General features: G+C 43.7%; 17 protein-coding genes and 3 pseudogenes. 5 read left to right on the top strand and 15 right to left on the bottom strand.

What is annotated here, in order from left to right; all coding sequences use genetic code 11:
• Nucleotides 1-13: 13 nt before the first annotated feature.
• Nucleotides 14-4,510, bottom strand: a complete 4,497-nt coding sequence (gene gltB / locus JOD03_RS02360; RefSeq protein ID WP_204589201.1) for a glutamate synthase large subunit — start codon at nt 4,508-4,510, stop codon at nt 14-16.
• A 116-nt stretch (nt 4,511-4,626) separates the two neighbouring features.
• Between gltB and gltC the strand changes: the two genes are divergently transcribed.
• Both gltC and ilvA read left to right on the top strand, forming a co-directional pair.
• Entirely contained in the window at nt 4,627-5,529 is a 903-nt protein-coding gene (gene gltC / locus JOD03_RS02355) for a glutamate biosynthesis transcriptional regulator GltC (protein ID WP_204589200.1), read from the top strand.
• A gap of 69 nt (nt 5,530-5,598) precedes the next feature.
• On the top strand, nt 5,599-6,861 hold the full coding sequence (ilvA, locus tag JOD03_RS02350; RefSeq protein ID WP_204589377.1) for a threonine ammonia-lyase IlvA: 1,263 nt from the start codon (nt 5,599-5,601) through the stop codon (nt 6,859-6,861).
• Between the two features lie 111 nt (nt 6,862-6,972).
• Here the strand turns inward: ilvA and JOD03_RS02345 are convergent, their stop codons facing one another.
• The 4 genes and pseudogenes from JOD03_RS02345 to JOD03_RS02330 form a co-directional block, all read right to left on the bottom strand.
• Nucleotides 6,973-7,770, bottom strand: a complete 798-nt coding sequence (locus tag JOD03_RS02345; RefSeq protein WP_204589199.1) for an ABC transporter ATP-binding protein — start codon at nt 7,768-7,770, stop codon at nt 6,973-6,975.
• Entirely contained in the window at nt 7,754-8,719 is a 966-nt protein-coding gene (locus tag JOD03_RS02340) for an ABC transporter permease (RefSeq protein ID WP_204589198.1), read from the bottom strand. Before JOD03_RS02340 ends, JOD03_RS02345 begins: the two co-directional genes overlap by 17 nt.
• A 15-nt stretch (nt 8,720-8,734) precedes the next feature.
• Nucleotides 8,735-9,709, bottom strand: coding sequence for an ABC transporter substrate-binding protein (locus JOD03_RS02335; RefSeq protein ID WP_204589197.1), 975 nt, complete (start codon nt 9,707-9,709; stop codon nt 8,735-8,737).
• A 277-nt stretch (nt 9,710-9,986) separates the two neighbouring features.
• Nucleotides 9,987-10,376, bottom strand: a pseudogene (locus tag JOD03_RS02330) (transposase); the annotation flags it as partial.
• Nucleotides 10,377-10,382: 6 nt separating this feature from the next.
• Here JOD03_RS02330 and JOD03_RS02325 point away from each other — a divergent pair.
• Both JOD03_RS02325 and JOD03_RS02320 read left to right on the top strand, forming a co-directional pair.
• Nucleotides 10,383-10,613, top strand: coding sequence for a hypothetical protein (locus tag JOD03_RS02325; protein WP_204589196.1), 231 nt, complete (start codon nt 10,383-10,385; stop codon nt 10,611-10,613).
• Nucleotides 10,614-10,952: 339 nt separating this feature from the next.
• A pseudogene (locus tag JOD03_RS02320) lies at nt 10,953-11,251 on the top strand (JAB domain-containing protein).
• 573 nt (nt 11,252-11,824) lie between these two features.
• Here JOD03_RS02320 and JOD03_RS02315 read toward each other — a convergent pair.
• Together JOD03_RS02315 and copZ are read right to left on the bottom strand one after the other, a co-directional pair.
• The gene (locus tag JOD03_RS02315; RefSeq protein ID WP_204589195.1) at nt 11,825-13,849 is read right to left on the bottom strand and encodes a heavy metal translocating P-type ATPase; all 2,025 of its coding nucleotides are present in this window, start codon (nt 13,847-13,849) and stop codon (nt 11,825-11,827) included.
• A gap of 133 nt (nt 13,850-13,982) precedes the next feature.
• A complete protein-coding gene (copZ, locus tag JOD03_RS02310; RefSeq protein ID WP_094942858.1) occupies nt 13,983-14,186 on the bottom strand; it encodes a copper chaperone CopZ in 204 nt (67 codons plus the stop codon).
• A 344-nt stretch (nt 14,187-14,530) separates the two neighbouring features.
• Between copZ and JOD03_RS02305 the strand changes: the two genes are divergently transcribed.
• A complete protein-coding gene (locus JOD03_RS02305; RefSeq protein WP_100353139.1) occupies nt 14,531-14,863 on the top strand; it encodes a four-helix bundle copper-binding protein in 333 nt (110 codons plus the stop codon).
• A gap of 49 nt (nt 14,864-14,912) precedes the next feature.
• On the opposite strand, the gene JOD03_RS02300 is transcribed toward JOD03_RS02305, so the two are convergent.
• From JOD03_RS02300 to JOD03_RS02265, 8 genes and pseudogenes are all read right to left on the bottom strand, one after another.
• A complete protein-coding gene (locus JOD03_RS02300) occupies nt 14,913-15,929 on the bottom strand; it encodes a F510_1955 family glycosylhydrolase (protein WP_239584752.1) in 1,017 nt (338 codons plus the stop codon).
• Between the two features lie 324 nt (nt 15,930-16,253).
• A pseudogene (gene resA / locus JOD03_RS02295) lies at nt 16,254-16,798 on the bottom strand (thiol-disulfide oxidoreductase ResA).
• Complete coding sequence (locus tag JOD03_RS02290; protein ID WP_239584751.1) at nt 16,762-16,869, bottom strand: YnfA family protein; 108 nt, start codon at nt 16,867-16,869, stop codon at nt 16,762-16,764. The pseudogene resA and the gene JOD03_RS02290 overlap by 37 nt, the downstream one beginning before the upstream one ends.
• A gap of 128 nt (nt 16,870-16,997) precedes the next feature.
• Entirely contained in the window at nt 16,998-18,638 is a 1,641-nt protein-coding gene (gene merA, locus JOD03_RS02285) for a mercury(II) reductase (protein ID WP_204589194.1), read from the bottom strand.
• A 2-nt stretch (nt 18,639-18,640) separates the two neighbouring features.
• The gene (gene merR, locus JOD03_RS02280; RefSeq protein WP_204589193.1) at nt 18,641-19,042 is read right to left on the bottom strand and encodes an Hg(II)-responsive transcriptional regulator; all 402 of its coding nucleotides are present in this window, start codon (nt 19,040-19,042) and stop codon (nt 18,641-18,643) included.
• A 331-nt stretch (nt 19,043-19,373) separates the two neighbouring features.
• Nucleotides 19,374-20,732: an IS1182 family transposase gene (locus tag JOD03_RS02275; protein ID WP_204589192.1), complete on the bottom strand. Its 1,359-nt coding sequence runs from the start codon at nt 20,730-20,732 to the stop codon at nt 19,374-19,376.
• 121 nt (nt 20,733-20,853) lie between these two features.
• Complete coding sequence (gene rlmN, locus JOD03_RS02270; RefSeq protein ID WP_204589191.1) at nt 20,854-21,921, bottom strand: dual-specificity RNA methyltransferase RlmN; 1,068 nt, start codon at nt 21,919-21,921, stop codon at nt 20,854-20,856.
• A 71-nt stretch (nt 21,922-21,992) separates the two neighbouring features.
• On the bottom strand, nt 21,993-22,796 hold the full coding sequence (locus JOD03_RS02265; RefSeq protein WP_204589190.1) for a sulfurtransferase: 804 nt from the start codon (nt 22,794-22,796) through the stop codon (nt 21,993-21,995).
• Between the last annotated feature and the right edge of the window lie 5 nt (nt 22,797-22,801).

Below are 22,801 nucleotides of genomic sequence, written 5' to 3'. Positions count from 1 at the left end.
GTTTTCCTCCTTATCAAACGACTGTTGCGCCATAAAAGGCCTGCAAAGCCGCATTTTCTTTGTCTATGCCTTGTTGTTCTAAGTCGACAATGCGTTGCTTCATCTTCGCATACTCTACTGGCTCTACTTTTATAAATTGATATTTCAGGGCATCCCAGTTGGCAAGTATTTCGCCAGCTTTTGTACTTTTTGTATAGTAGAAGTGATCCATAATCAGTTTTCGAACCTCATGATATTCTTCGTCTTCTTCAATTCGTACGAGTTGAATCATCTCATGATTGCTGAGCGTTTGAATATCCTTGTCTTGATCCAATAGTAAGTAGGCAGTTCCTCCCGACATTCCAGCACCGAAGTTCTTGCCGACATTTCCAAGTACGACTACTTTTCCACCTGTCATATACTCACACCCGTGATCTCCGATTCCTTCTACTACAATTGTAGCTCCAGAGTTTCGAACGGCAAAACGCTCACCTGCACGACCGTTCAAGTATGCCTCTCCAGAAGTTGCTCCATAAAATGTAACATTCCCGGCAATCATGTCACGCTCTTTCTCATTTTTGGCTCTTGATTCAAGGATCAGTTTCCCGCCAGATAGCCCTTTTCCAAGATAATCATTTGCATCCCCGAGAAGTTTGATAGTCATACCCTTTGGAGTGTAGGCGCCTAAACTCTGTCCAGCATGTCCTGTCAAACTGATTTCCACTGTATCATCTGGTAAACCTAGCTCTCCATATTGTTTTGTGATCTCATGACCGATGATTGTGCCGACGACGCGGTCTGTATTTTTAATTCGTGCCGATATACGGACGGACTGACCTTGTTCGATAGCTGCTTCCACTTGCGGCAACAGTTCTCGTAAGTCAAGTGATTCTTCAAGTCGATGATTTTGCTCACGTTGTTTTGTTCGTGGCCCATCTGTTCGGTGAAGCAGTGCCGTGAGGTCTAATTGCCCTGCTTTCCAGTGCGATGATGCGCGCTGTGAGACATGTAAGGCATCCGTGCGACCCACTAGCTCTTCTACTGTGCGGAAGCCAAGTTTCGCCATCCACTCACGCATTTCTTCTGCTACAAACAACATGTAGTTCACGACTTGATCTGCAGCACCTGTAAATTTATCACGGAGCTTTGGATTTTGTGTTGCGATTCCGACAGGACAAGTATCTAAGTGACATGCCCGCATCATGACACAGCCCATGACTATGAGTGGAGCTGTTGCAAACGCATATTCTTCAGCACCTAAAAGAGCGGCAAGTAGCACATCTTTTCCAGTCATCAGTTTGCCGTCTGTCTCGAGCGTCACACGATCACGCAGCCCATTTAGCATAAGCGTTTGATGGGCTTCTGCTAGACCGAGTTCCCACGGCAGACCCGCATGGGTAATGCTTGTCTTCGGCGAAGCACCCGTCCCTCCGTCATAACCTGAGATTACAATGACATCCGCTGCACCTTTTGCTACACCAGCTGCAATCGTACCTACTCCACCTTTTGAGACGAGTTTGACACTAATGCGTGCATGCCGGTTTGCATTTTTCAAGTCATGAATCAGTTGTGCCATATCTTCGATTGAATAGATATCGTGATGAGGAGGTGGTGAAATCAATCCAACACCAGGTGTTGATCCTCGGACGTCCGCAACCCACGGATAGACTTTATTCCCTGGGAGTTGGCCACCTTCTCCAGGTTTCGCACCTTGTGCCATTTTAATCTGTAATTCATCTGCTTGAGAAAGATAAATCGCTTTGACGCCAAAACGCCCTGATGCAATTTGCTTGATGGCACTGCGACGGAAATCACCGTTGTCATCCCGTTTGTAGCGAGAAGGGTGTTCCCCACCTTCTCCACTATTGCTTTTCCCTCCAAGACGGTTCATGGCGATAGCGAGCGTTTCGTGCGCTTCTTTTGATAATGAACCAAACGACATCGCACCTGTCTTAAATCGTTTCACGATTTCACTTGCGGGTTCTACTTCTTCAAGTGGAATAGGTGCCAAGTCTGACTTTATGTCAAACAGATTTCGTAAAAAGCCCATGCGCTCCTCATTTGCCATTTCTGCATATTGGCGATAAAGTCCACTATCATTTTGACGTGTCGCCCATTGCAATGTATGGATAGTTTTCGGGCGGAAAGCATGGTGCTCACCATTTGCTCGCCACTGGAATTGACTTCCGGAATCGAGTGGTTTAGCAGCAAAACTCACGGCAGCTTCTACACGTTTTTCCATTTCCAGCTGAATCGTATCCAAATTAATACCACCGAGTTGTGATTTAGTACCCGTGAAATAGGTATGAATGACATCATGGCCAATTCCTACTGCTTCGAAAATTTGCGCTCCGCGGTAACTTTGAATTGTTGAGATTCCCATCTTCGCCATAACTTTCACAACACCATCTGTAAATCCTTTTACTACGGATGTGACTGCTTCTGTGTAAGTTTTTTGTAGATGACCTTCTTCGATAGCTTGATGTAGTGTCGCATATACGAGATACGGGTAGATTGCATCTGCGCCATACCCAATCAGCGCAGCAATATGATGCACTTCTTTTACTTCCGCCGATTCAATGATTAGAGAAACTTGTGTCCGAAGTCCTTTCCGCACCAAATGATGATGTATACCACTGGATGCTAAGAGAATCGGAACCACTTTTTGTCCTTTTTGTAATGAGCGATCCGATAAGACAAGTAAACTGACACCGGAGAGAATCGCTTGTTCTACTTCCTCACATAACTGATCTAGCTTATCTTTCAACTTCCCATCGAAAGCCACATCTACAGTTTTGGATTTCATCACCGGATGATTGTAGAGTTGGTTCAACTCACTTGCCTTCAAAATTGGAGTTTTAATAAAAATGCGTTTTGCATGCGAAGCTTGTGGATTTAATAAATTCCCTTCCGCACCTAAATAACTTATTGTTGACGTAACCAGTTTTTCACGAATCGAATCGATTGGCGGGTTTGTAACTTGTGCAAACAGCTGTTTGAAGTAGTTGTATAAAAGCTGTGGACGATCGGACAATACAGCAAGAGGCGTGTCGTTGCCCATTGAGCCAATCGGGTCCTTTCCTTCCGCTGCAAGTGGTAGTAAATATTTATGAATATCTTCAAACGTATATTGGTTTAACTGTTGTTTGTAGTGTAAATCATCACTATTTTCTACAAGTTCATGCATGGATTCAAGCACTTCAAGGTTTTCAATCCATTCGCTGTAAGGCTCAGCAGTCGCAATCGTTTGTTTCAATTCTTCGTCTCCGATAATTCGTCCTTGTTCTAAATCAACAAGCAACATCTTTCCAGGACTTAGGCGTTCTTTTGAAAGAATCATGTCCTCTTCTACATCGACAACACCAACTTCAGATGAATAGATGATGCGGTCATCTTTTGTCACGTAATACCGAGCTGGTCGAAGTCCATTCCGGTCTAACACTGCACCAATTTGTTTGCCATCTGTAAAACAAATCGCAGTCGGTCCATCCCACGGTTCCATGAATGTAGAATGATACGTATAAAATGCTTCTTTTTCTGGCGTCATATGTGGATTTTCTTCACTCCACGGTTCAGGAATCATCATCATCGCTGCATGTGCGGGTGTGCGTCCTGCAAGTACCAAAAACTCAAACGCATTATCAAGCATTGACGAATCACTACCTGTCTCATCCACAATCGGTAGAATTTCAGAAATATCCTCACCAAAAAGTTCTGAGACAAATTGTTTTTCACGCGCTTTCATCCAGTTCACATTGCCTTGCAATGTATTGATTTCTCCATTGTGAACAAGGTAGCGATTTGGATGTGCTCGTTTCCAGCTAGGGAAAGTATTTGTGCTGTAACGCGAATGAACAAGACTATAGGCAGATACGAAACGTGGATCTTTTAAATCTACATAAAACTCGCTAACCTCTTTCGGTGTGAGAAGTCCTTTGAAGACAATCGTCTCACTCGAGAAAGAGGGAATGTACACTTCGTATCCTTCTTGTAGTAACCAATGTTCGAATTTCTTTCGGATGACATAAAGGGCACGTTCAAATGCCAAACGTTGCTGTGACGCTCCATTCTTTTTTACAAAAAGTTGTTTGATGATTGGCATCGAGTGGGTTGCTGCTTCAGATAAGCCTTCTGCATTCAATGGAACATCTCTCCATGAGAGAAAATCTATAGTTTTAGAATCATTTACAAGTTCTTCTAATTTCGACTTTGCTACGTCTTCAACGGCTGCTTCATTTGGTAAAAACACCATTGCTACTGCATAATCCCCTCGAGTTGGTAATGGAAAGTCGAGTACTTGTCGGAATAGAGCATCTGGTAGTTGCACCATGATTCCTGCACCATCTCCAGTTTTATGATCACTCCCACGACCTGCACGATGGTCAAGTCTATGGAGCATTTCAAGACCATCCATCACAATGTCATGGCTGGCGATTCCTTTTATATTTGCATAGAGTCCGATCCCACATGCATCATGTTCATCTTTCGGATTGTAAAGACCTTGTTTTTGTGGGTATTGATGAAATGTCATTGTTCATCCCTCCATGTCATTGATGTGTAAGAATAGTGTAAGTTTTCAAACTGATATAAACAATATATAATTACTATCATATCTATATCAATTTGAGATTGGAGTGTTGATAAACCTTGGAACTACGCCAACTCATCTACTTTCAAGAAGTAGCAAAACGGGAGCATATTTCAGAAGCCGCTCTTCAGTTGCATGTTGCTCAATCTGCCATTAGCAGGCAAATCGCTAATTTAGAGAAAGAACTTGGTGTTCAGTTATTCGACCGAATTGGTCGCAATGTAAAGCTGACATCGATTGGTAGAGATTTCTTAAAACATACAGAACGAGCCCTTGCTGAAATTAATTATGGCTTGGAGGAAATCGGGAACTATTTAGATCCTGAGAAAGGGACAATTCGAATAGGTTTTCCTAGTAGTTTTGCGACGCAACTTTTACCAAGTGTTATTACTGCTTTTCGAAAAGAACATCCGGATGTCGAGTTTCAACTTAGACAAGGTAATTATCACTTTTTAATAGATGCTGTGAAGGAACGATCGATTAATCTATCATTCATAGGTCCACTTCCAGCAGGTGACCCTGATCTTGAAACAACAGAATTATTTACAGAGTCGTTCTCACTTGTTGTCCCGCTTCAACATCGCTTAGCTAGTCAACGTTCTGTCCATTTAAGCGAGCTAAAAAAAGAGCCTTTTATCGTCTTTCCAGAAGAGTTTGTGCTGCACAAGACTGTCATACAGGCATGTCAATCGGTTGGTTTCGTGCCACAGGTCAGTTCAATTGGTGAGGATCTAGATGCTATCAAGGGGCTAGTTGCAGCCGGACTAGGCATTTCAATTTTGCCAGATAGCACATTGCCGGATGGCTCTTTACGATTAATTAAAAAAATCCAACTTACCACACCAACACTCAGTCGTTCAGTTGGCTTAATCACACCTGCTACTCGAATTCTCACACCGTCTGAGAAAGTGTTCATTGAATTCTCGAAAGACTTTTTTAAACGAATGAACCAATATTTATAATTTCACGTTCACTTCATCGCGTCGGTGTGTTAAACTAATGCAATATTCAAAAAAAGGTGTGATGAAATGATTGAAGTACAAAACAAGCAAACCGTGAAAGTTGAATCAATTCTTCAGGCATTTCATCAATTGAAGGATGTCGTGGTACATACCCCTCTTCAACGAAACGATGTACTGAGCAGACGCTATAATGCGGAAATTTATTTAAAGCGAGAAGACCTTCAGCATGTGCGCTCTTTTAAATTGAGAGGTGCCTATTACAAAATCATTTCTATAGAAGAAAAGGCGAGACAAAATAGTGTTGTTTGCGCGAGTGCTGGAAACCACGCTCAAGGTGTAGCGTATGCTTGTTCAGAACTGAAAATTTTCGGAACCATCTTTATGCCAAAGACGACACCAAAACAAAAAGTGAACCAAGTCCGTATGTTTGGTGGCGAGTTTGTTGAAATTCGTCTAGAAGGGGATACTTTCGATGATTCAGTTGCATCCGCTCTCGCATTTTGTGACGAGAAGAAAGCAGAGTTTATTCATCCATTCGATGATTATGAAATCATCGCAGGGCAAGGAACAGTTGGTGTCGAGATTTTAAACGATGCAGAAACACCAGTGGATGTCATTGTTGCAAGTATTGGTGGCGGTGGACTTATTTCAGGTGTTGCGAGTTATTTTAAAGGGGTTTCTCCTGCTACAAAAATTATCGGCGTTGAACCCAGCGGTGCAGCAAGTATGGCCACAGCTTTTGAGAAAGGTAGACCCGTTGCGTTAGAGTCTATCGATAAGTTTGTAGACGGTGCTGCCGTTAAATGTGCGGGTGCCTTTACTTATTCAATAGCGTCTCAGACCGTGGATCAGATTGTTGCCGTCGATGAAGGAAAAGTCTGTACGACGATTTTGGAAATGTACAATCAACATGCGATTGTTGTAGAGCCTGCAGGTGCACTTCCGATTGCTGCACTCGACACGTTAAAAGAGGATATACAAGGGAAACAAGTTGTGGCCATTATCAGTGGAGGAAACAATGATATCTCCAGGATGCAAGAAATCAAGGAAAAATCTTTATTATATGAAGGCTATCTCCATTATTTCTTAGTAAAGTTCCCTCAACGTGCGGGCGCTTTGCGTCAATTTTTACATGACGTCCTCGGTCCTGAAGATGATATTACGACGTTTGAATACACGAAGAAAAATAACAAAGAGAGCGGCCCAGCATTAGTCGGAATCGAGTTACATGACCCAGCAGATTATCCCGCGCTAGTAGAGAGGTTTGAGTCGAATGGGTTTGATTACAAGGTTGTGAACACGGACTCTTTATTATTTGAGTTATTGGTTTAATGAAACAGCAAGTTGAGCTCCATTCCGCTCAACTTGCTATCTGCGCTTCCCTGGGAAAATAAAATAGGCACATAAAAAGCAGCCTCCGCTCATTTTGAGTGGAGGCTGCTTTTATGCTTCTAGTAACATACGATCAGACAAGGCCTGGCTACCTTTGATCTGCTTGAACTCATTCAACAAATCTTGCACCGTCAAAGACTTCTTGCGCTCCTCATCCGCTTCAAAAATAATCGAACCTTGATCCATCATCACTAGTCGATTTCCAAGATCGATTGCTTGTTGCATATTATGCGTTACCATCAATGTTGTCAGTCCCTTTTGGTCAACTAATTGTTTCGTCAGTTGGGTGATCAACTCGGCACGAGCTGGGTCAAGAGCAGCCGTATGCTCGTCTAAGAGTAGAATCGAAGGGTTGGTAAATGTGGCCATAAGAAGTGACAAAGCTTGCCGTTCTCCCCCCGATAACATGCCTACTTTTGTAGTCAGGCGATTTTCAAGATTCAAATGAAGTGCTTCAAGCTCCGACTTAAAAAACTCACGGCGGTGCTTTGTCGCTGCGAATCGAAAACTACGTTTTGTATTGCGTGAATAGGCAATTGCTAAGTTTTCTTCAATCGTCAGAGTCGGTGACGTTCCCGCCATCGGGTCTTGAAACACTCGTCCAATCCACTTTGCACGTTTATGTTCAGGCAGGTGTTCGACATTTTGGTTATCGAGTAGTACATCTCCTTGCTCAATGGGCAATGTCCCCGAAATACAGTTGAGTAAAGTCGATTTTCCTGCTCCATTACTTCCAATAATCGTTACAAAATCTTTATCTTGAAGGGTCAAATCAATCGACCGGAGCGCAATCTTCTCATCATGACTGCCTTCGTTGAAGCGTTTCTGTAAGTTATGAATGGTTAGCAAGTTCGACACCTCCTCTTTTCTCTACTTGCTGCTTACGCAATGCCTGTTTTTTAAGTTTCGATAACTTCGTCGGTAAAACTAAAGCCAATACAACAATTAAAGCTGTTAGCAGTTTCATATCCCCTGTATCTAAAAACTCGATACGTAGGGCAAATGCTAATACAAGACGGTAGATTACAGCACCTACAATAACAGCGAGTGTAATGCGCACAATAGATTTTGTTCCAAAAAGCGCTTCCCCGATAATAACAGATGCTAATCCAATGACAATCATTCCGATACCCATTCCAACATCTGCAAACTTCCCGTATTGGGCGATAAGAGCACCTGAAAGTGCCACTAAACCATTCGAAATCGCAAGACCGATGATTGTCAGACGATCTGTATTTCCTGAAAAACTTCGAATCATTCGCTTATTATCTCCAGTCGCGCGCAAAGCAAGACCCACTTCCGTTTTTAAAAAGAGGTCCAATGCAATTTTTACGACTGCGACAACAACAAGTGCACCAACTACAATCGCATAGTATGTTGGGATACCTAATGATTCGATGAACGAGATGTACTTGGTAATTAATGTTTCAGATTGTAGCAGTGGAATATTTGGTCGTCCGACGGAATTTTCAACAGTGAGCCCCATAATACGTAAATTGATTGAATACAAGGCAATCATCATCAAAATACCAGACAGTAGAGGATTGATGCCCCCTTTTGTATGCAAGAGCCCTGTTCCTATTCCAGCAATAAATCCTGCTGCTAGTGCCGCTATAGTGGCAAGCAGTGGCGAGTAGCCAAGTACAATCATCATAGCAGCAGTAGAAGCTCCCGTAACAAAGCTTCCGTCTACCGTAAGATCAGGAAAATCAAGCACCCGGAATGTCAAATAGACGCCGAGTGCCATTATCCCATAAATCAATCCTTGTTCTACTGCTCCTGTTAGTGCTCCTAGCATAGGTATTCCCCTTTTCTATTCAACGATTTCAGCATTCCAGCTCTCATCTATAGTGATACCTAGTGTATCTGCTGCATCTTTATTGACAACAAATTTCACGTTTTGTGGATATTGAACTGGTAGATCTGCAGGTGTTTTCTCACCTGATAAAATTTGAGCAGCCATCTCACCCGCTTCATAGCCGATATCAAAGTAATCAAATCCGTAAGCTCCAAGTCCTCCACGGGCTACAGAATCAAATTCACCCACCATTACCGGTAATTGGTTGTCGTTTGCCACAGAAATGACAGATTCTAAGGCAGATACAACTGTATTATCTGTAATGATGTAAAGTGCATCGACTTTACCAATCAATGACTCTGTTGCTTGCTTGACCTCAGCTGAAGTCGCTACCGAGGCTTCTGCAATTTCAATTCCGATTTTAGCTGCTTCTTCTTTTACTCGATCGACTTGAGCGCGAGAGTTTTGCTCACCTGAGTTGAATACCATTCCAACAGATGTTGCATTCAAATTATCTTTCAAAAATTTCATTGTGCTTGGAATCGCTTCTGGTTGTGTATCGACCGTACCTGTTACGTTTCCACCCGGTGATTCCATCGACTGCACAAGTTCCGCACTAACTGCATCTGTTACAGAGGTGAATACAATTGGAATCTCAGAGGTAGCACTTGCGACAGCTTGTGCGCTAGGTGTAGAGTTTGCAAAAATCAAATCTACTTCTGCGCTCACTAGGTTCGTCGCAATGGTAGTATTTGCACTCGTATCATTTTGTGCATTTTCAATTTGGTAATTTGCATCGATTCCAGCATCCTCAATTGCTTTTTGGAAGCCTTCAAATGCTGCATTTAAGGAAGGGTGCTCCACAATTTGTGTAACACCGATTGTGACTTGATCTTCTGCCCCTTCTGCTTGCTGTGATGCGTCACCACATGCAGCAAGTAATAGAGTAGATGATAGTGCAAGTAGTCCGAGTGATTTTTTCCAGTTCATTTAATTTCCCCCTTAACTTTAGCGCGTTGAAGCGACGAAGTATTATAAAGCTATAGTACGTTGGTTTTGGATGAAAGTCAATCGAATTTTCAGAAATAATACAAATAAAAAAATCAACAGCGATAATATCTCTGCTTAGATTGTAGACAAAAGGATTCGAAATCTACCCGATTTCGAATCCTTTTTATTTTTTTTGCTATTTTTCCACTGAAATATCGTGAGCAAACTGGTTGTAGTGCTCGTATTTCCTATATTGTTAGGCCATCTGTGGACCTTTCTAGGTACATGTAGCCAGCTTCTTCAGTTTCATGGCAGCAAAAGTAAGCATCGCCTGCATGGACAATTTTTTTATCCCTCGAAGGGTCGTCCAACGCATACCATGCTTTTCTTTAGCATCCGCAAAGACACGTTCGATGGTCTCTTTACGGCGGTTATATACTTCTTTGATCTCGTGATGGTGACGCAAGTCCTCTGACAGCTCGAGGTAGTCCTCCCAAATATGCCGCTGGATCAGCTTCTGAGGCTTGGCTGCCTGCGTACAGTTCTGCAAGACCGGACAAACAGCACATTCTTTAGGATCCGACGAATACTGACGATATCCATCACGGGTGGTCGTACGATATTTCAGCACCTGTCCTTCAGGACAAAGGTAGCAATCAAAGTGCTGTATCCCTTGAAACTACAGAAGGCATGGCAATCCGAAGTATTCGGAGATTATGTGGAGCGTCATACAGCAAGTGAACCGGTACCAAGTTCAGTGAAGAAAGAGGCTGCATTCACGAAACCGCCCGTTTCACAGGTCACGGACACCGAGACAAACATAAACGGTGGACGTTTGGTCCATATCATCGAGGAAGAGATCGATCAATCTGACCTGTTCGACCTGACAGACGAGGGACTTTAAGAAGAATGGGAAGAACAGCAACAGAAAAGAGACGACCTCTCAGTCGAAGAACGTCTGAAACTTTTGCGCTGAGACCCTTGACCGGCCCTCTAGGTGGTGTATCCGTCTTCCTTACCAAAAGGCAAAAAATAATCCCTTTTGGGACTACTTCCGCCCGGCGGACCAAAATTGAAAGGGAGCGATACACATGCATTTTGAAAAAATCATTGAAATTACACGGATTAAACAGGAGATCAAAGAAATTGAAGAGTCATATAAAAGTTACCTACCGGAGAAGATAACGAACCCATAGATGCCATCAAATTTGTTCAGGCACTCATAGGAGATGAAGACCGTGAGGTGTTCCTCGTCATTTGTTTAAACGCAAAGAACCAAGTCATTACGGTACACCGCTGTCCTACAGGGTCTTTAGGTGCCAGCATCGTCCCTCCCCGTGAGGTCTTCAAGACAGCCATTATGAACAATGCTCACAGCATCATCGTTGCCCATAACCATCCTTCGGGTCCCCGAGCATGGAAGATATCGCAGTATCGAAACGGCTTGAGGGATGCGGCGAGATACTCGGCATCGAATTACTCGACCACGTGATTGTCGGAAATGAAGGTGGCATTTCCTTAAAAGAAAAAGGCTATTTCTAAAATTCCCTCAAGTAAGGGGCACGCCCCTTACTTGATTCAAAAGAAAGGGCTGTTTTCCGCAGACTGCCGAAAACAATTGATCGAAAACAAGAAATGGGTCCGGAAAGTCCGATTGCCTTTCCGGTTTCATTTAAAAAAATGAAAAATTCCGGAATGGATTCATTTTATTGATTTACAGAAGCTGTAATCTCTGCGATTCTGAATATAAGAGAAATTCAAAAAACAAATCAGGAAAGAGTGTGAGGATATGAAAATCACCAGAAGTGCTGAAGCTGAACTGCCACATTTCCAATAAGAACGTTTGTTCCTATTATACCCATTTTAATTATTGATTGCTCTATTTTCGAAAACTTTTTATGTATTAAAAGAATCTAATAAGAAAAGAGAAGAAGCTTTTTTGACTTCTTCTCTTCCTATAATTTCTTCTATGTTAACTATATTTAATTATCCAAAGTCTTAAAACCTTTGTTTGACTTTAATCTCATTTAAAACGATACCTCAAAAGTTAAAGAATTCAACTTTTGGGAGGCAGCACTTCTCGTGTACGACTTTTAAACACGGGGTTTGACAGGTCTAATTCTTTAGCTTTAATGTCATCGCATTAATAGCCACGATAACGGTGGATACGGACATCAGAACTGCTCCTACTGCAGGAACCAACGTAATTCCAATGAAAGCTAGCCCCCCCGCAGCTATGGGAATGGCGATAAAGTTGTATCCGGCTCCCCACACGAGGTTCTGTTTCATTTTACTGGTTGTTTTGTTGGCCAATTCGATAAAGGATTCAATATCTCCTGGATCCGACTGAGTCAAAATCACATCAGCGGAATCAATGGCGACTTGCGTTCCCGCACCGACTGCAATACCCACGTCTGCTATTGCAAGGGATGGTGCATCGTTTACGCCGTCGCCGACCATAATGACCGTTTGTCCATTATTTTTCAGTGATTCCACTAAATCATATTTATCTTGCGGCGATTGATTGGCTCTGTATTCAATGCCCAGTTTCTCTGCTACTCCTTGGGCAGCCGTTTCATTGTCGCCTGTAGCCATAATCGGTTTTATATTGTAATTCTTCAATGCCTGTATCAGCGTTCTGCTCGTTTCTTTCAATTCATCGCCTAATGCGACCGTACCGATCGGATTCCCGTCCTCAACCAGTATACTTAATGTTGCCCCTTTGGGAACATCCACCGCTACATCTCTTCCAAGTGCCTTTTGGCTGATCAATTCGTATTTGCGGCCATTGGCGTTTCCTTCTATACCCGCACCCGACACAACATCAATCGAATCAAAGTGGACAGGCTGAATCCCTTGTTTCTCAGCGTATTGGACTATTGACTGGGCGATTGGGTGGCTGGATCCGCCTTCAATCCCTGCCATTAACGCCGCGATTTCGGCTTCGGTATGTTGACCATCCAGTGTTTCCATGTTCAAAACTTTAAATTCGCCAGTAGTCAACGTACCCGTTTTATCCAGTATCATTACATCAGCCTTAGTTGCTAACTCCAATGCTTCGCGGTCTTTCACCAACAGCCCGCGGCTTGCACCTAAACTGGTGCTTCGTGCAATAACCAGCGGAATGGCAAGGCCGAGAGCGTGTGGACATGCAATGACTAATGTCGTAACCGTAAAAAGAATAGCGGTTTGAATGTCAGCAATGTACAGCCAAACGACAAAAGCGATGAAAGCCACCGCAATGGCGATATAAAACAGCCAGCCGGCTACTTTTTGAGCAAGATTTTCAGCTCTTGAAGGTTGATCCTGCGCTTGGCTTATCAGGGTTTGAACTTGAGAAATGAACGATTGGTCGCCGGTTTCCTGTACTTCAAGATATAAGATGCCTGCACCGTTCGTGGAACCGCCGATTACTTTGTCTCCGGCTCCTTTTTCAATGGGTTTAGATTCCCCCGTCAGCAAAGCTTCATTGATCCGGGAGGTGCCTCTTTTGATGATGCCATCGGCAGGGACATTTTCTCCGGCCTGAACCCGTACAAGGTCTCCGACTTTCAACTCATTTACGGGACGCGTCTCAATGGAATCGTCTTCCAATACCACATGTGCATCTTTCGGCACCAATTCAGCGAGCGATTTTTGCGCGTCTCCTGCCTCTCCGACAGCCTTCATTTCGATCCAATGTCCAAGGAGCATGATCAACAGCAAGGAAGCAAATTCAAAGAAAAAGTCCATGATGTGTTCGCCAGTCACATAGCGTGCCAGCACCGCATAAATGCTATACAGATAGGAAACGGACAACCCTAAAGAAATAAGGGCCATCATACCCGGCGCTTTTTGCCTGAATTCTTCTATCGCCCCCTGAAAGAAAGGTTTCCCCCCATAAACCAATAAGATGGTTGCTAATCCTGCGACCACAATATCCGAGTATGGAAAAGTGAATTGAAAGGGAAGCCGAATGTCCATCATCGGCGACAATAACAGAATGATGATGCCAACCGGCAGCGACTTTAAGAAAATCTCTTTAAAATTACCGTGGTGATGATGGCCGTGATCATGCCCGCTATGATCGGAATGGTCCATTTTACTGTGATCTGCTTGTTCGTCGTGATGGTGGTGATGGTCTTTTTCACTTTTAACCATTCAGTACGCCTCCTTCAAAATAGTGCTTCTTAATTCCAATTACCCTTATGACATTCTTAACAGCCACAAAGCCCCCAATATACTACCGCGGCGTATATTTCTTTTAAAAGTAAAGAGTGCTGTGAAAGCACTCTTATACGACGGCATATCCTTGTTCTTCAATCGCTTCCTGAATTTCGTTTAATGATGTCTTGCCAGCGTCATAATCCACTGCCACTTCACCTTTTTTAAGATCAACTGCCACAGATGAAACCCCTTCGAGTTCACCGACGCCCGTTTCAACCGAGTTTACACAGTGGCTGCAGGACATGCCTTGTACTTTTAATGTTTCAATCATTCTTATTCCTCCTAGAGTAGTATTTCCACAAACTTAACATACCTCATTAGGGTATATCAAGTTTTCAGTTTCATTTTTACTTTGTCTTTGTTTTCTGGACGCCCAAGGAATTTACTGTGACCAAAAAGAAAAAACCACCCTATTGATTTGATATTCGATCACTTTTCTATAAACGGCCGACAATGGGCTATCACCAGATATACTTTTGTTTTTTTCGGAAGGAGTTTGCTGTTTCGCCAATAAATTTGTGCAGTTTCTATGGAGTTTCGGTATTTCCGTTTAGTCTGGAAAGTAGAGGGAATATTAGAAACGGAAGCAAAAATATAAAAAATGGAGGTTTTAGCATGGCTCATGAACAACATCAGGAATTGATTCAGGCATTGCACGATTGTGCGGCGGAATGTAACCATTGTTTTGATGCTTGTCTGCAGGAAGAAGATGTGAAGATGGTGGCCCAATGTATTCGATTAGACCGTGAATGTGCAGACATTTGCGCATTTCTGGAACATGCAATTACCCGCAATTCGCCGTTCGTTTCCGAACTGGCAGCCGTTTGCGCAACCATTTGTGAAGCATGCGCAGATGAATGCGAGAAGCACGCCGACCATCACGACCATTGCAAACGCTGTGCGGAAGCTTGCCGCAGATGTGCAGAAGCTTGCCGTAACGTTGCGTAATTTACCCGAAAAGGCTCATTGGAGATATTTTCCGATGAGCCTTTTATCTTTATCTAGTATTATTCCATTTCATTGATCCATTTGTAGCCAATCCCCCACACGGTGATAAAATGGTCATTGATTGGAAATCCAGATTGCCGAATTTTTCCCCGCACATTCCGTGCTGGTTTCTACTTGGTTTTTCCCTCTTCCAGGTCTGTAATCCGTCTTCCGACAAGTAGGCATTTCCTTCAAATGTGTAGATCGCCAGTTCCATTCCATCCATCGGGTTTTGTGCAATAAAAGCGATGGCATCTTGTGAAAGGTCCGGTGTATCCACCGGCTCGAGTTCTTCATTTTCCATAGTATACTTCACCAGAGCCGCCGCTGTCCCGTAGCTTCCGAAATACAACTGGTCTTCGGTGAAATGCACCGCTGTGCCTGTTTCATTTCCGGCTGTAATCGCTTCAAAAACTTCGCCGCCATCCTGCGAGAAATAAACCCCTGCAGCCGTAGCCGCAGCGACGAAGTTCGAATCAGTCGGGTGAAGGGCGAGCGCAGTCACTTCCCCATTCAACCCTTCAGCCTTCACAGGTTCCCACGATTCTCCTTTATCGTTACTTTTGTAAAATCCGGCTTCCAGCAAAGAGTTTTTTGCCGGATTGAGCAGGAAGATATCGTGACTGTTGTACCCTACCGCCATCGCATGAAAGTCCGTTTCTCCTTGGAATGCAATCTCTTCCAAAGTTTCGCCGCCATCTATACTTCGCTGAATCCCAAGTGGATTGGGCAAATCTGAATCTGCACTCGGGTGTCCTGAAGAATAGAAGCCCTCATCTACGGCGTTAAAGCCCATATAATCGTAAAAATTATCCGCTGTTTCAAACCACTCGCCATCGCGGTAAATTTTTGGCCCAGTATGTGATGCAAAGTACAGTCCGTTCTCTTCTCCTGCATAACCCATCCCATGGACATGGTTCAGTTCCCCTTCAAACGGCACTTCAAATGAATCCGTTGTATCATTGCTGCAGCCGGCCAGTAAAAGTAAAGCCGACAGTACCGCTATGCTCATTCTCTTTTTTTTCATGTAGATGCCCTCCGAATATGTCAATTTTCTATACTTTCCATAAGTATCAACCTCTTATAGCTTAACGAAAAAGTTTCGACTTTTTGTGCAGATATCTTGATTTCAAACAGGTAATTCATACCCTTTACTAATTGCCCTAAAAGAACAGACCTTCCAATCAGTCCGGTGTAGGATCTTTACCTGATTTTTGTTTATATATTTTCTACACCTGACATTGCTTTTCTTGTGGTTTAGTCCACTTTAAAGAAATGTCTTTTTCTCGTTTTTTCCTTGCATCAATTTTCAAAATACGTGGCTCGCACTATTCTGGGGAACTCAGTTGTATCAGCTCGGTTTGATCTGTTCCATATAACTCGCAATATCCTCTTCGGACATTTCACCCGTAATGATTTTCTCGATTTTTCCCTCTTGATTGACCAACAATGTAGTGGGCAATGGACGAATAGTATAGGCTTCCATAACACTTTTGTCCTTATCGATAACAACCGGGAACGTTAAATTTCGCTGTACAGCAAATTGTCTCACTTCATAATCGGATTGTGCAATATTGACAGCGAGTATCTCTACACCTTGGTCCTTGTATACTTGGTACTGCTTTTCCATCAGCGGGAACTCTTTTTCGCACGGTTTGCACCAAGTACCCCAAAAGTTCACGAACACCCCCTGCCCTTTGTACTCAGACAGCTGATCCCGTTCCCATTCAAATCCGTCAAAGCAAAATCGGGTGCCCAATCTCCAACTTGCAGCAATTCGTTTTTCTCTTTGGTTAATCCGTTGTAGATAGTAAATGCAATAACGACGACCAGAATGAACAAAATACTTGTCCTCATAATCAAGCGATTTCTCTTTTTATCCTTTTTAGCAGCCATAACCAAATCAAATAACCTCCGCCAATTTCAGCTATTCCTGCGATGACGAATAAGAAAATCGTATAAATCAACTTTAATGCTCCCTTCAACCTTTGAGTTCTATTGGCAAATAGTTTCTTTTCTGATTTCGATCTACTTAACCCTGACCATAGCAACTAGGGAATCCTATTTTCCATTAGAATTTACTTGTTTAACCCTTTTAACCGGCACAGCAAGACAGTTGGGAAACATCCTTGTCGAACGTGAGGGCAGCCAATTTCACCCCTTCCGCCATGGTTAAATACGGCGCAAAGGTGTCGCTAATGTTTTCGATGGTCAAACCGAACTTCACAGCAAGTGTCACTGCATAAATGACATCTCCTGCATTTTCCGCTACGATATGCCCGCCCAGCAGCTGGCGTGTTTTCGCATCCGCCACCAGTTTGAACACGCCGGTCGTCTCCCGGTTCACTTGCGCTCGCGGAACAGCCTCCAACGGCAGGACGGAAGTGATAACGTCATAGCCGTTTTCTTTTGCCTGTTTCTCTGTCAAGCCGACGGTGGCAACCGCCGGCGCTGTAAACGTAACACCCGGCACAATGGCCAAATCCAACTTTTCCTTCTGCCCACCGAGCGCATTTCCTGCTGCCACTCGCCCTTGATAAGCCGCGACATAAACAAACTGAGGACCGAGCGTAACGTCGCCTGCTGCATAAATTCGTTCATTGGTGGTCTTGGCATAATCATCAATCCGAACTTCTCCGAGGCGCCCTGTTTCAACACCCGCCGCGTTCAAATTCAAGCTTTCCGTATTGGGCGTTCGGCCGGCTGCAATCAGCAGTTGATCGGATTCAATGATTCGCTTCTGACCGTCCACCTCGACATATACTTTTTTCACCTCTCCGTCCTGTTCAATTCGCTCGTACGTGGCACCGGTCACTAACCGAATGCCTTGCTCGGTCAAAGCTTTCGTGAGGGCTTCCGAGATTTCCGGATCGTATTCCTGGAACAGGCGCGAACTTCTTTGCATCAGTGTGACTTCGGATCCGAGGTGGTGAAATAACTGACCCAATTCCACACCAATATAGCCGGAACCGATGACCGTCAGGCGTTTCGGCACTTTCTTTAGCTCCAATAAGGTTGTGCTGGTCAAGTAATCCACTTCTTCCAGTCCGGAAATGGCTGGCATAGCCGGAGCCGCCCCCGTCGCAATCAGAAACTGTTTGGCAGAAAGCTTCATGCCGGCCACTTCAATAGTGTGTTCATCTATAAATCTGGCTTCCCCTTTGATCAACTCAAAACCGTAGTCTTCAACCAAATCGACATATTTCTTGTTCCGGAGATCCGTCACCAATTCCTCTTTCTGTTTGACCAGCGGAGCCAAATCCACTTCCCCCGCTGAGGTGTGCAGCCCGATAAACGGATTATTCTTGGCCAAGTGATTGATTTCTCCGGCCCGTAACAAGGTTTTGGAAGGAACACAGCCAATGTTCACACAGGTACCGCCTACCGTTCCCCGTTCAATCATCGCCACTTTCGCCCCATGTTTCACAGCTTCGATGGCGGAAGAAAAGGCAGCGCCCCCGGAACCGATGATGATGTAGTCATACTCGCCTTCTTCATCTGGGCGGAGTGCTTCTTGGGCTCGGACTTCTTCTGCTTCCCCCGGCTGATAGTTGGCATCAGCAATTGCTTTTTGTGCCTTTTGAACCTCCATGTTTTCCGGCAGTTTAAATACAGCTTCACCTTTTCGAAAATCAGCTTGGATTTCTTTTGCGCCAATCGCTTCAAGCGCGACTACCACGTGTTCTTCGCATCCGGTACAGGTCATCGCTTGGACATCCACTCGATATTTTTTCATGTCTACTCCTCCTCCATCAAAACATCAATAATCGGGCATTCATGCAGCTCTTTTTCATTTGGACACCGCTCTTTCAACTCGCTCAGCATCCGTTCCGCACGCTTTAGATCCTCAATCTGCTTTCGGACTTCCACTTCTTTTGTGGACACAAAATCGAACATATCTTCACAGCGCACATCGTCTTTGTCGACCACCCCTAACAATTTATAAATCTCATTCAACGAAAATCCCAGTTCCTGCAGTCGCCGGATAAATCCTACCCGTTTGACCGTTTCCTTCGAATAAATCCGATACCCCGAATTATTCCGGACCGGTTCTTGCAATAGCTCTTTTCGTTCATAGTATCGGATGGTTTCCTTATTCACTTCACATAGGGTTGCAAGTTCACTGATTCGATAGCTCAATTTTCTTCACCTCAGAAAAAGTATAAACCATGCACTTAGGTACATGGTCAAACATCTACACTTCAATACTTTCTTTCTATATATAAAATTTCAAGTTACTAAAACTAGATTTAAAATAGTCGTTTATTAAAAATAAAGCGTTCGTAAAAGTAGACTTTTACGAACTAACTCTTGTAAGTAATAAGAAAAAGCTATCCTTAAAGGGATAGCACAGATTGTAGACAAAAGGATTCGAAATCTACCCGATTTCGAATCCTTTCTCTTTTTTTGGCTATTTTTCAGCCAAAATGGCGTGAGCAAAATGGTTGTAGTGCTCATCTTTTCGATATTTTTAGGCCATCTGTGGACCTTTCCAGGTCCATGTAGCCAACTTCTTCAGGTTCATGGCAGCAAAAGTAAGCATCGCCTGCATGGACAATTTTTTTATCCCTCGAAGGGTCGTCCAACGCATACCATGCTTTTCTTTAGCATCCGCAAAGACACGTTCGATGGTCTCTTTACGGCGGTTATATACTTCTTTGATCTCGTGATGGTGACGCAGGTCCTCTGACAGCTCGAGGTAGTCCTCCCAGATATGCCGCTGGATCACATTCTGAGGCTTGGCTGCCTGCGTACAGTTCTGCAAGACCGGACAAACAGCACATTCTTTAGGGTCCGACGAATACTGGCGATAGCCATCACGGGTGGTCGTACGATATTTCAGCACCTGTCCTTCAGGACACAGGTAGCAATCAAAGTGCTCATCGTAGACATACTCTTGTTTCTTGAAATAGCCGGGGCGTGTCATCGGTCTTTTATAAGGAAAGGCCGGCAACATCTGGTTCTCTACAAGATAGTTCGCAATCGCAGGTGTCTTATATGCGGCATCCGCTGCCACTACTACTGGTCTTTTTACATTTTCAATCACAGTGTCGATGATGGACTGGAAAGGGATACTGTCATGGACGTTGCCTGGTGTGACGAGATTCGCGAGCACAAAACCTTTTTCATCCGTGGCTGCATGGAAGGAGTAGGCGAACTGTTTGGTCCTCTCGTCTTTCACGTAATAACCGCTCTCGGGATCCGTCGTCGACTCTTTGATCTCCTTGTATTCTTCCTTTTCAAATGAATCTGGTGAAAATGGTCGCTTACCGTGTTCCTGCCTGTCCAGGTTTAGCTCCAGTTGGAGCTTCTCTTCATAGGCACGCGCCTCTTTACGGACAGTCTTCTTCGTGAACTTACGTTTATTCGCAGATGCCTTCACGTGTGTAGAGTCGACGAAGACATGTTCACTACTGAGTAGCCCCTTGTCCATGATCTCCTTCAATATACGATAGAAGATCTGTTCGAACAGATCGGTGTCAGCAAAGCGTCGTACATAGTTTTTCCCGAACGTCGAGAAATGCGGCACCTCTGAATGGAACCCAAAACCTAGGAACCAACGATAGGCCATATTGGTCTCGATCTCTTTGATCGTCTGGCGCATCGAACGGATACCGAACATATATTGAAGGAACGTCATCTTGATGAGCACGACTGGATCGATACTCGGGCGACCTGTCGAAGAATAGAGGTCCTCGACCAATGGATAGATGAACGAGAAATCGATTGCCGCATCAAGTTTACGAACTAAGTGGTCCTCAGGGACCAGTTGGTCAATCGTCAACATTTCAAGTTGGTCTCTCTGGTTACCGATATTCTTCGTCATCATGGTCGTGTTCCCCCTAAACAGTTATTAAATCTATTATAAAAAGAAAAAAGACTGCAGACAAACTCAATATTTCATGGGTTTGTCAACAGTCTGAGCAGAGATAATATCTCTGCTGACTCGATTAATTTGCAACTTTTTCTTTTTTGATTTGCTTACTACGAAGTTGTCCACAAGCTGCGTCGATATCCGTCCCTTGCTCCATACGAACACCACAGTTGATGCCGCGTTTTTTTAGCGTTTGGAAGAAGGCATCGATTGCTTCTGGTGTGCTTCGCTGGTACTGTCCGTGCTCATCGACTGGGTTGTAAGGAATCAAGTTTACATAGGACAAGTGCCGCTTATTCTCGAGAAGATCCGCTAACTGTTTCGCCTCTTCTACATGATCGTTCACGTCACGAAGCAAAATGTATTCGAACGTAATTCGACGGTTCGTTTTCTCTAAATAATAATCAACAGAATCCATCAATTTTTCAATTGGGAATGCTTTATTGATAATCATGATTTTACTGCGCAAGTCATCGTTTGGCGCATGAAGAGAAACTGCAAGATTCACTTGAGTCTGCTCATCTGCAAATTCACGGATTTTCTTTGCAAGTCCACTCGTGGACACTGTGATATGACGTGCTCCGATTGAAAGTCCCTTTTGATCATTAACAACTGTCAAGAAATTCATCAAGTTTGTATAGTTATCAAAAGGTTCACCAATACCCATAACTACGATATGGCTGACACGCTCTTGCTTCCCAGCAGCATCTAAATGTTCTTGTACTTTCATGATTTGACCAACAATTTCTCCCGCATCTAAGTCCCGGCTCTTTTTTAAGAGTCCACTAGCACAGAAGCTACAACCGATATTACAGCCCACTTGTGTCGTTACACATACGGAAAGTCCGTAATGGAAGCGCATAAGTACAGTTTCAATCAAGTTGCCATCTTCTAGTTGGAACAAGAACTTGATTGTCCCATCTGCCGATTCTTGTTTTACAGATTCTTTCAATGTCTGCATTACAAAATGTTCGCTCAGTAGTTGCAAGCATTCTTTGTTCACATTGTTCATTTCTTCAAACGATTGTACACGTTTAACATATAACCAATTCCACACTTGCTCTGCACGGAATTTCTTCTGACCACGCTCAAGTAACCAGTCTGTTAATTGATCCTTTGTCAGGCTATAAATTGATTTTTTCATTTTATGGTGTCCCTCATTTCATCCTCATTACAATTTTCCCATTATACTATAGGATTGGATGAGTGACAAGTTTATTTACTTGTCTCAATTTCATTCGTTTGAATCCAGTCACTGTAACTACCAGCGTAGAGACGCACGTTCTCTCTTCCACTCTCTAGTAGCGCAATGGTTAAGGGAGATGCTGTAACGCCACTTCCACAATAGGTCATGATTTCTTTCTCTTCAGGGAGATGGCGAAAAAGCGCTTCTGCTTCTGTACCTTTTAAAAGACCTCTGTCCGATTTCAATTGCTCCCAATCAATGTTTGCTGCCGTTGGAATATGTCCGGCAATCGCATCGATGGGCTCAGTCACTCCTCGGTATCTATCAGTAGAACGTGCATCAATCAACATGCCATTTTGAGCAATATGATTTTTCACATCCTGCTGATTCGCAAGAAGACCATCATGGAACTGTAGAGTTTGATTTGTTGAAGGATACCAAGCAGTGCCTCCTTCTAGCGGGAACACTTCTTTTAGACGGCCATATCCTTCACGCGCAATCGAGACATTCGTAAAACCCGCCCACAGCAGTAGTACAGCAGCACGTGCAGCAAATGGTGCGTTTCCTTGATCATAAATGACGAGTTCGTCTTCGTATGTTAATCCAGATGCTTGAATTAACTTTGTCATCCGTTGTTTTGACGGAACTGGATGACGGCCTTCAGAGCGAGACATATCCGAAAGATGATCCTCTAGGTGCCAATAGATAGCGCCTTGCACATGGTCTTGTTGGTATGCTTGCTCGCCCCAAGTTGGGTTTTGTAAATCAAATCGTGTGTCGATGAAACGAACGTGTTGTTTTGGAAGTTCATGCAAATCTTTAGTAATGATCATATTCA

Origin of the sequence: Chryseomicrobium aureum (assembly GCF_016909155.1) — a bacterium.
GTDB classification, from domain to species: Bacteria; Bacillota; Bacilli; order Bacillales_A; family Planococcaceae; genus Chryseomicrobium; species Chryseomicrobium aureum.
This window is presented reverse-complemented; position numbering and strand designations above follow the sequence as displayed.

Coding starts and splice junctions, on each gene's coding strand:
- JOD03_RS02265 (WP_204589190.1), bottom strand. CDS start 22,796: ATGATCATTACTAAAGATTTGCATGAACTTCCAAAACAACACGTTCGT.
- JOD03_RS02315 (WP_204589195.1), bottom strand. CDS start 13,849: ATGGTTAAAAGTGAAAAAGACCATCACCACCATCACGACGAACAAGCA.
- JOD03_RS02340 (WP_204589198.1), bottom strand. CDS start 8,719: ATGCTAGGAGCACTAACAGGAGCAGTAGAACAAGGATTGATTTATGGG.
- rlmN (WP_204589191.1), bottom strand. CDS start 21,921: ATGAAAAAATCAATTTATAGCCTGACAAAGGATCAATTAACAGACTGG.
- gltB (WP_204589201.1), bottom strand. CDS start 4,510: ATGACATTTCATCAATACCCACAAAAACAAGGTCTTTACAATCCGAAA.
- JOD03_RS02300 (WP_239584752.1), bottom strand. CDS start 15,929: ATGAAAAAAAAGAGAATGAGCATAGCGGTACTGTCGGCTTTACTTTTA.
- JOD03_RS02275 (WP_204589192.1), bottom strand. CDS start 20,732: ATGATGACGAAGAATATCGGTAACCAGAGAGACCAACTTGAAATGTTG.
- JOD03_RS02305 (WP_100353139.1), top strand. CDS start 14,531: ATGGCTCATGAACAACATCAGGAATTGATTCAGGCATTGCACGATTGT.
- copZ (WP_094942858.1), bottom strand. CDS start 14,186: ATGATTGAAACATTAAAAGTACAAGGCATGTCCTGCAGCCACTGTGTA.
- merA (WP_204589194.1), bottom strand. CDS start 18,638: ATGAAAAAATATCGAGTGGATGTCCAAGCGATGACCTGTACCGGATGC.
- JOD03_RS02335 (WP_204589197.1), bottom strand. CDS start 9,709: ATGAACTGGAAAAAATCACTCGGACTACTTGCACTATCATCTACTCTA.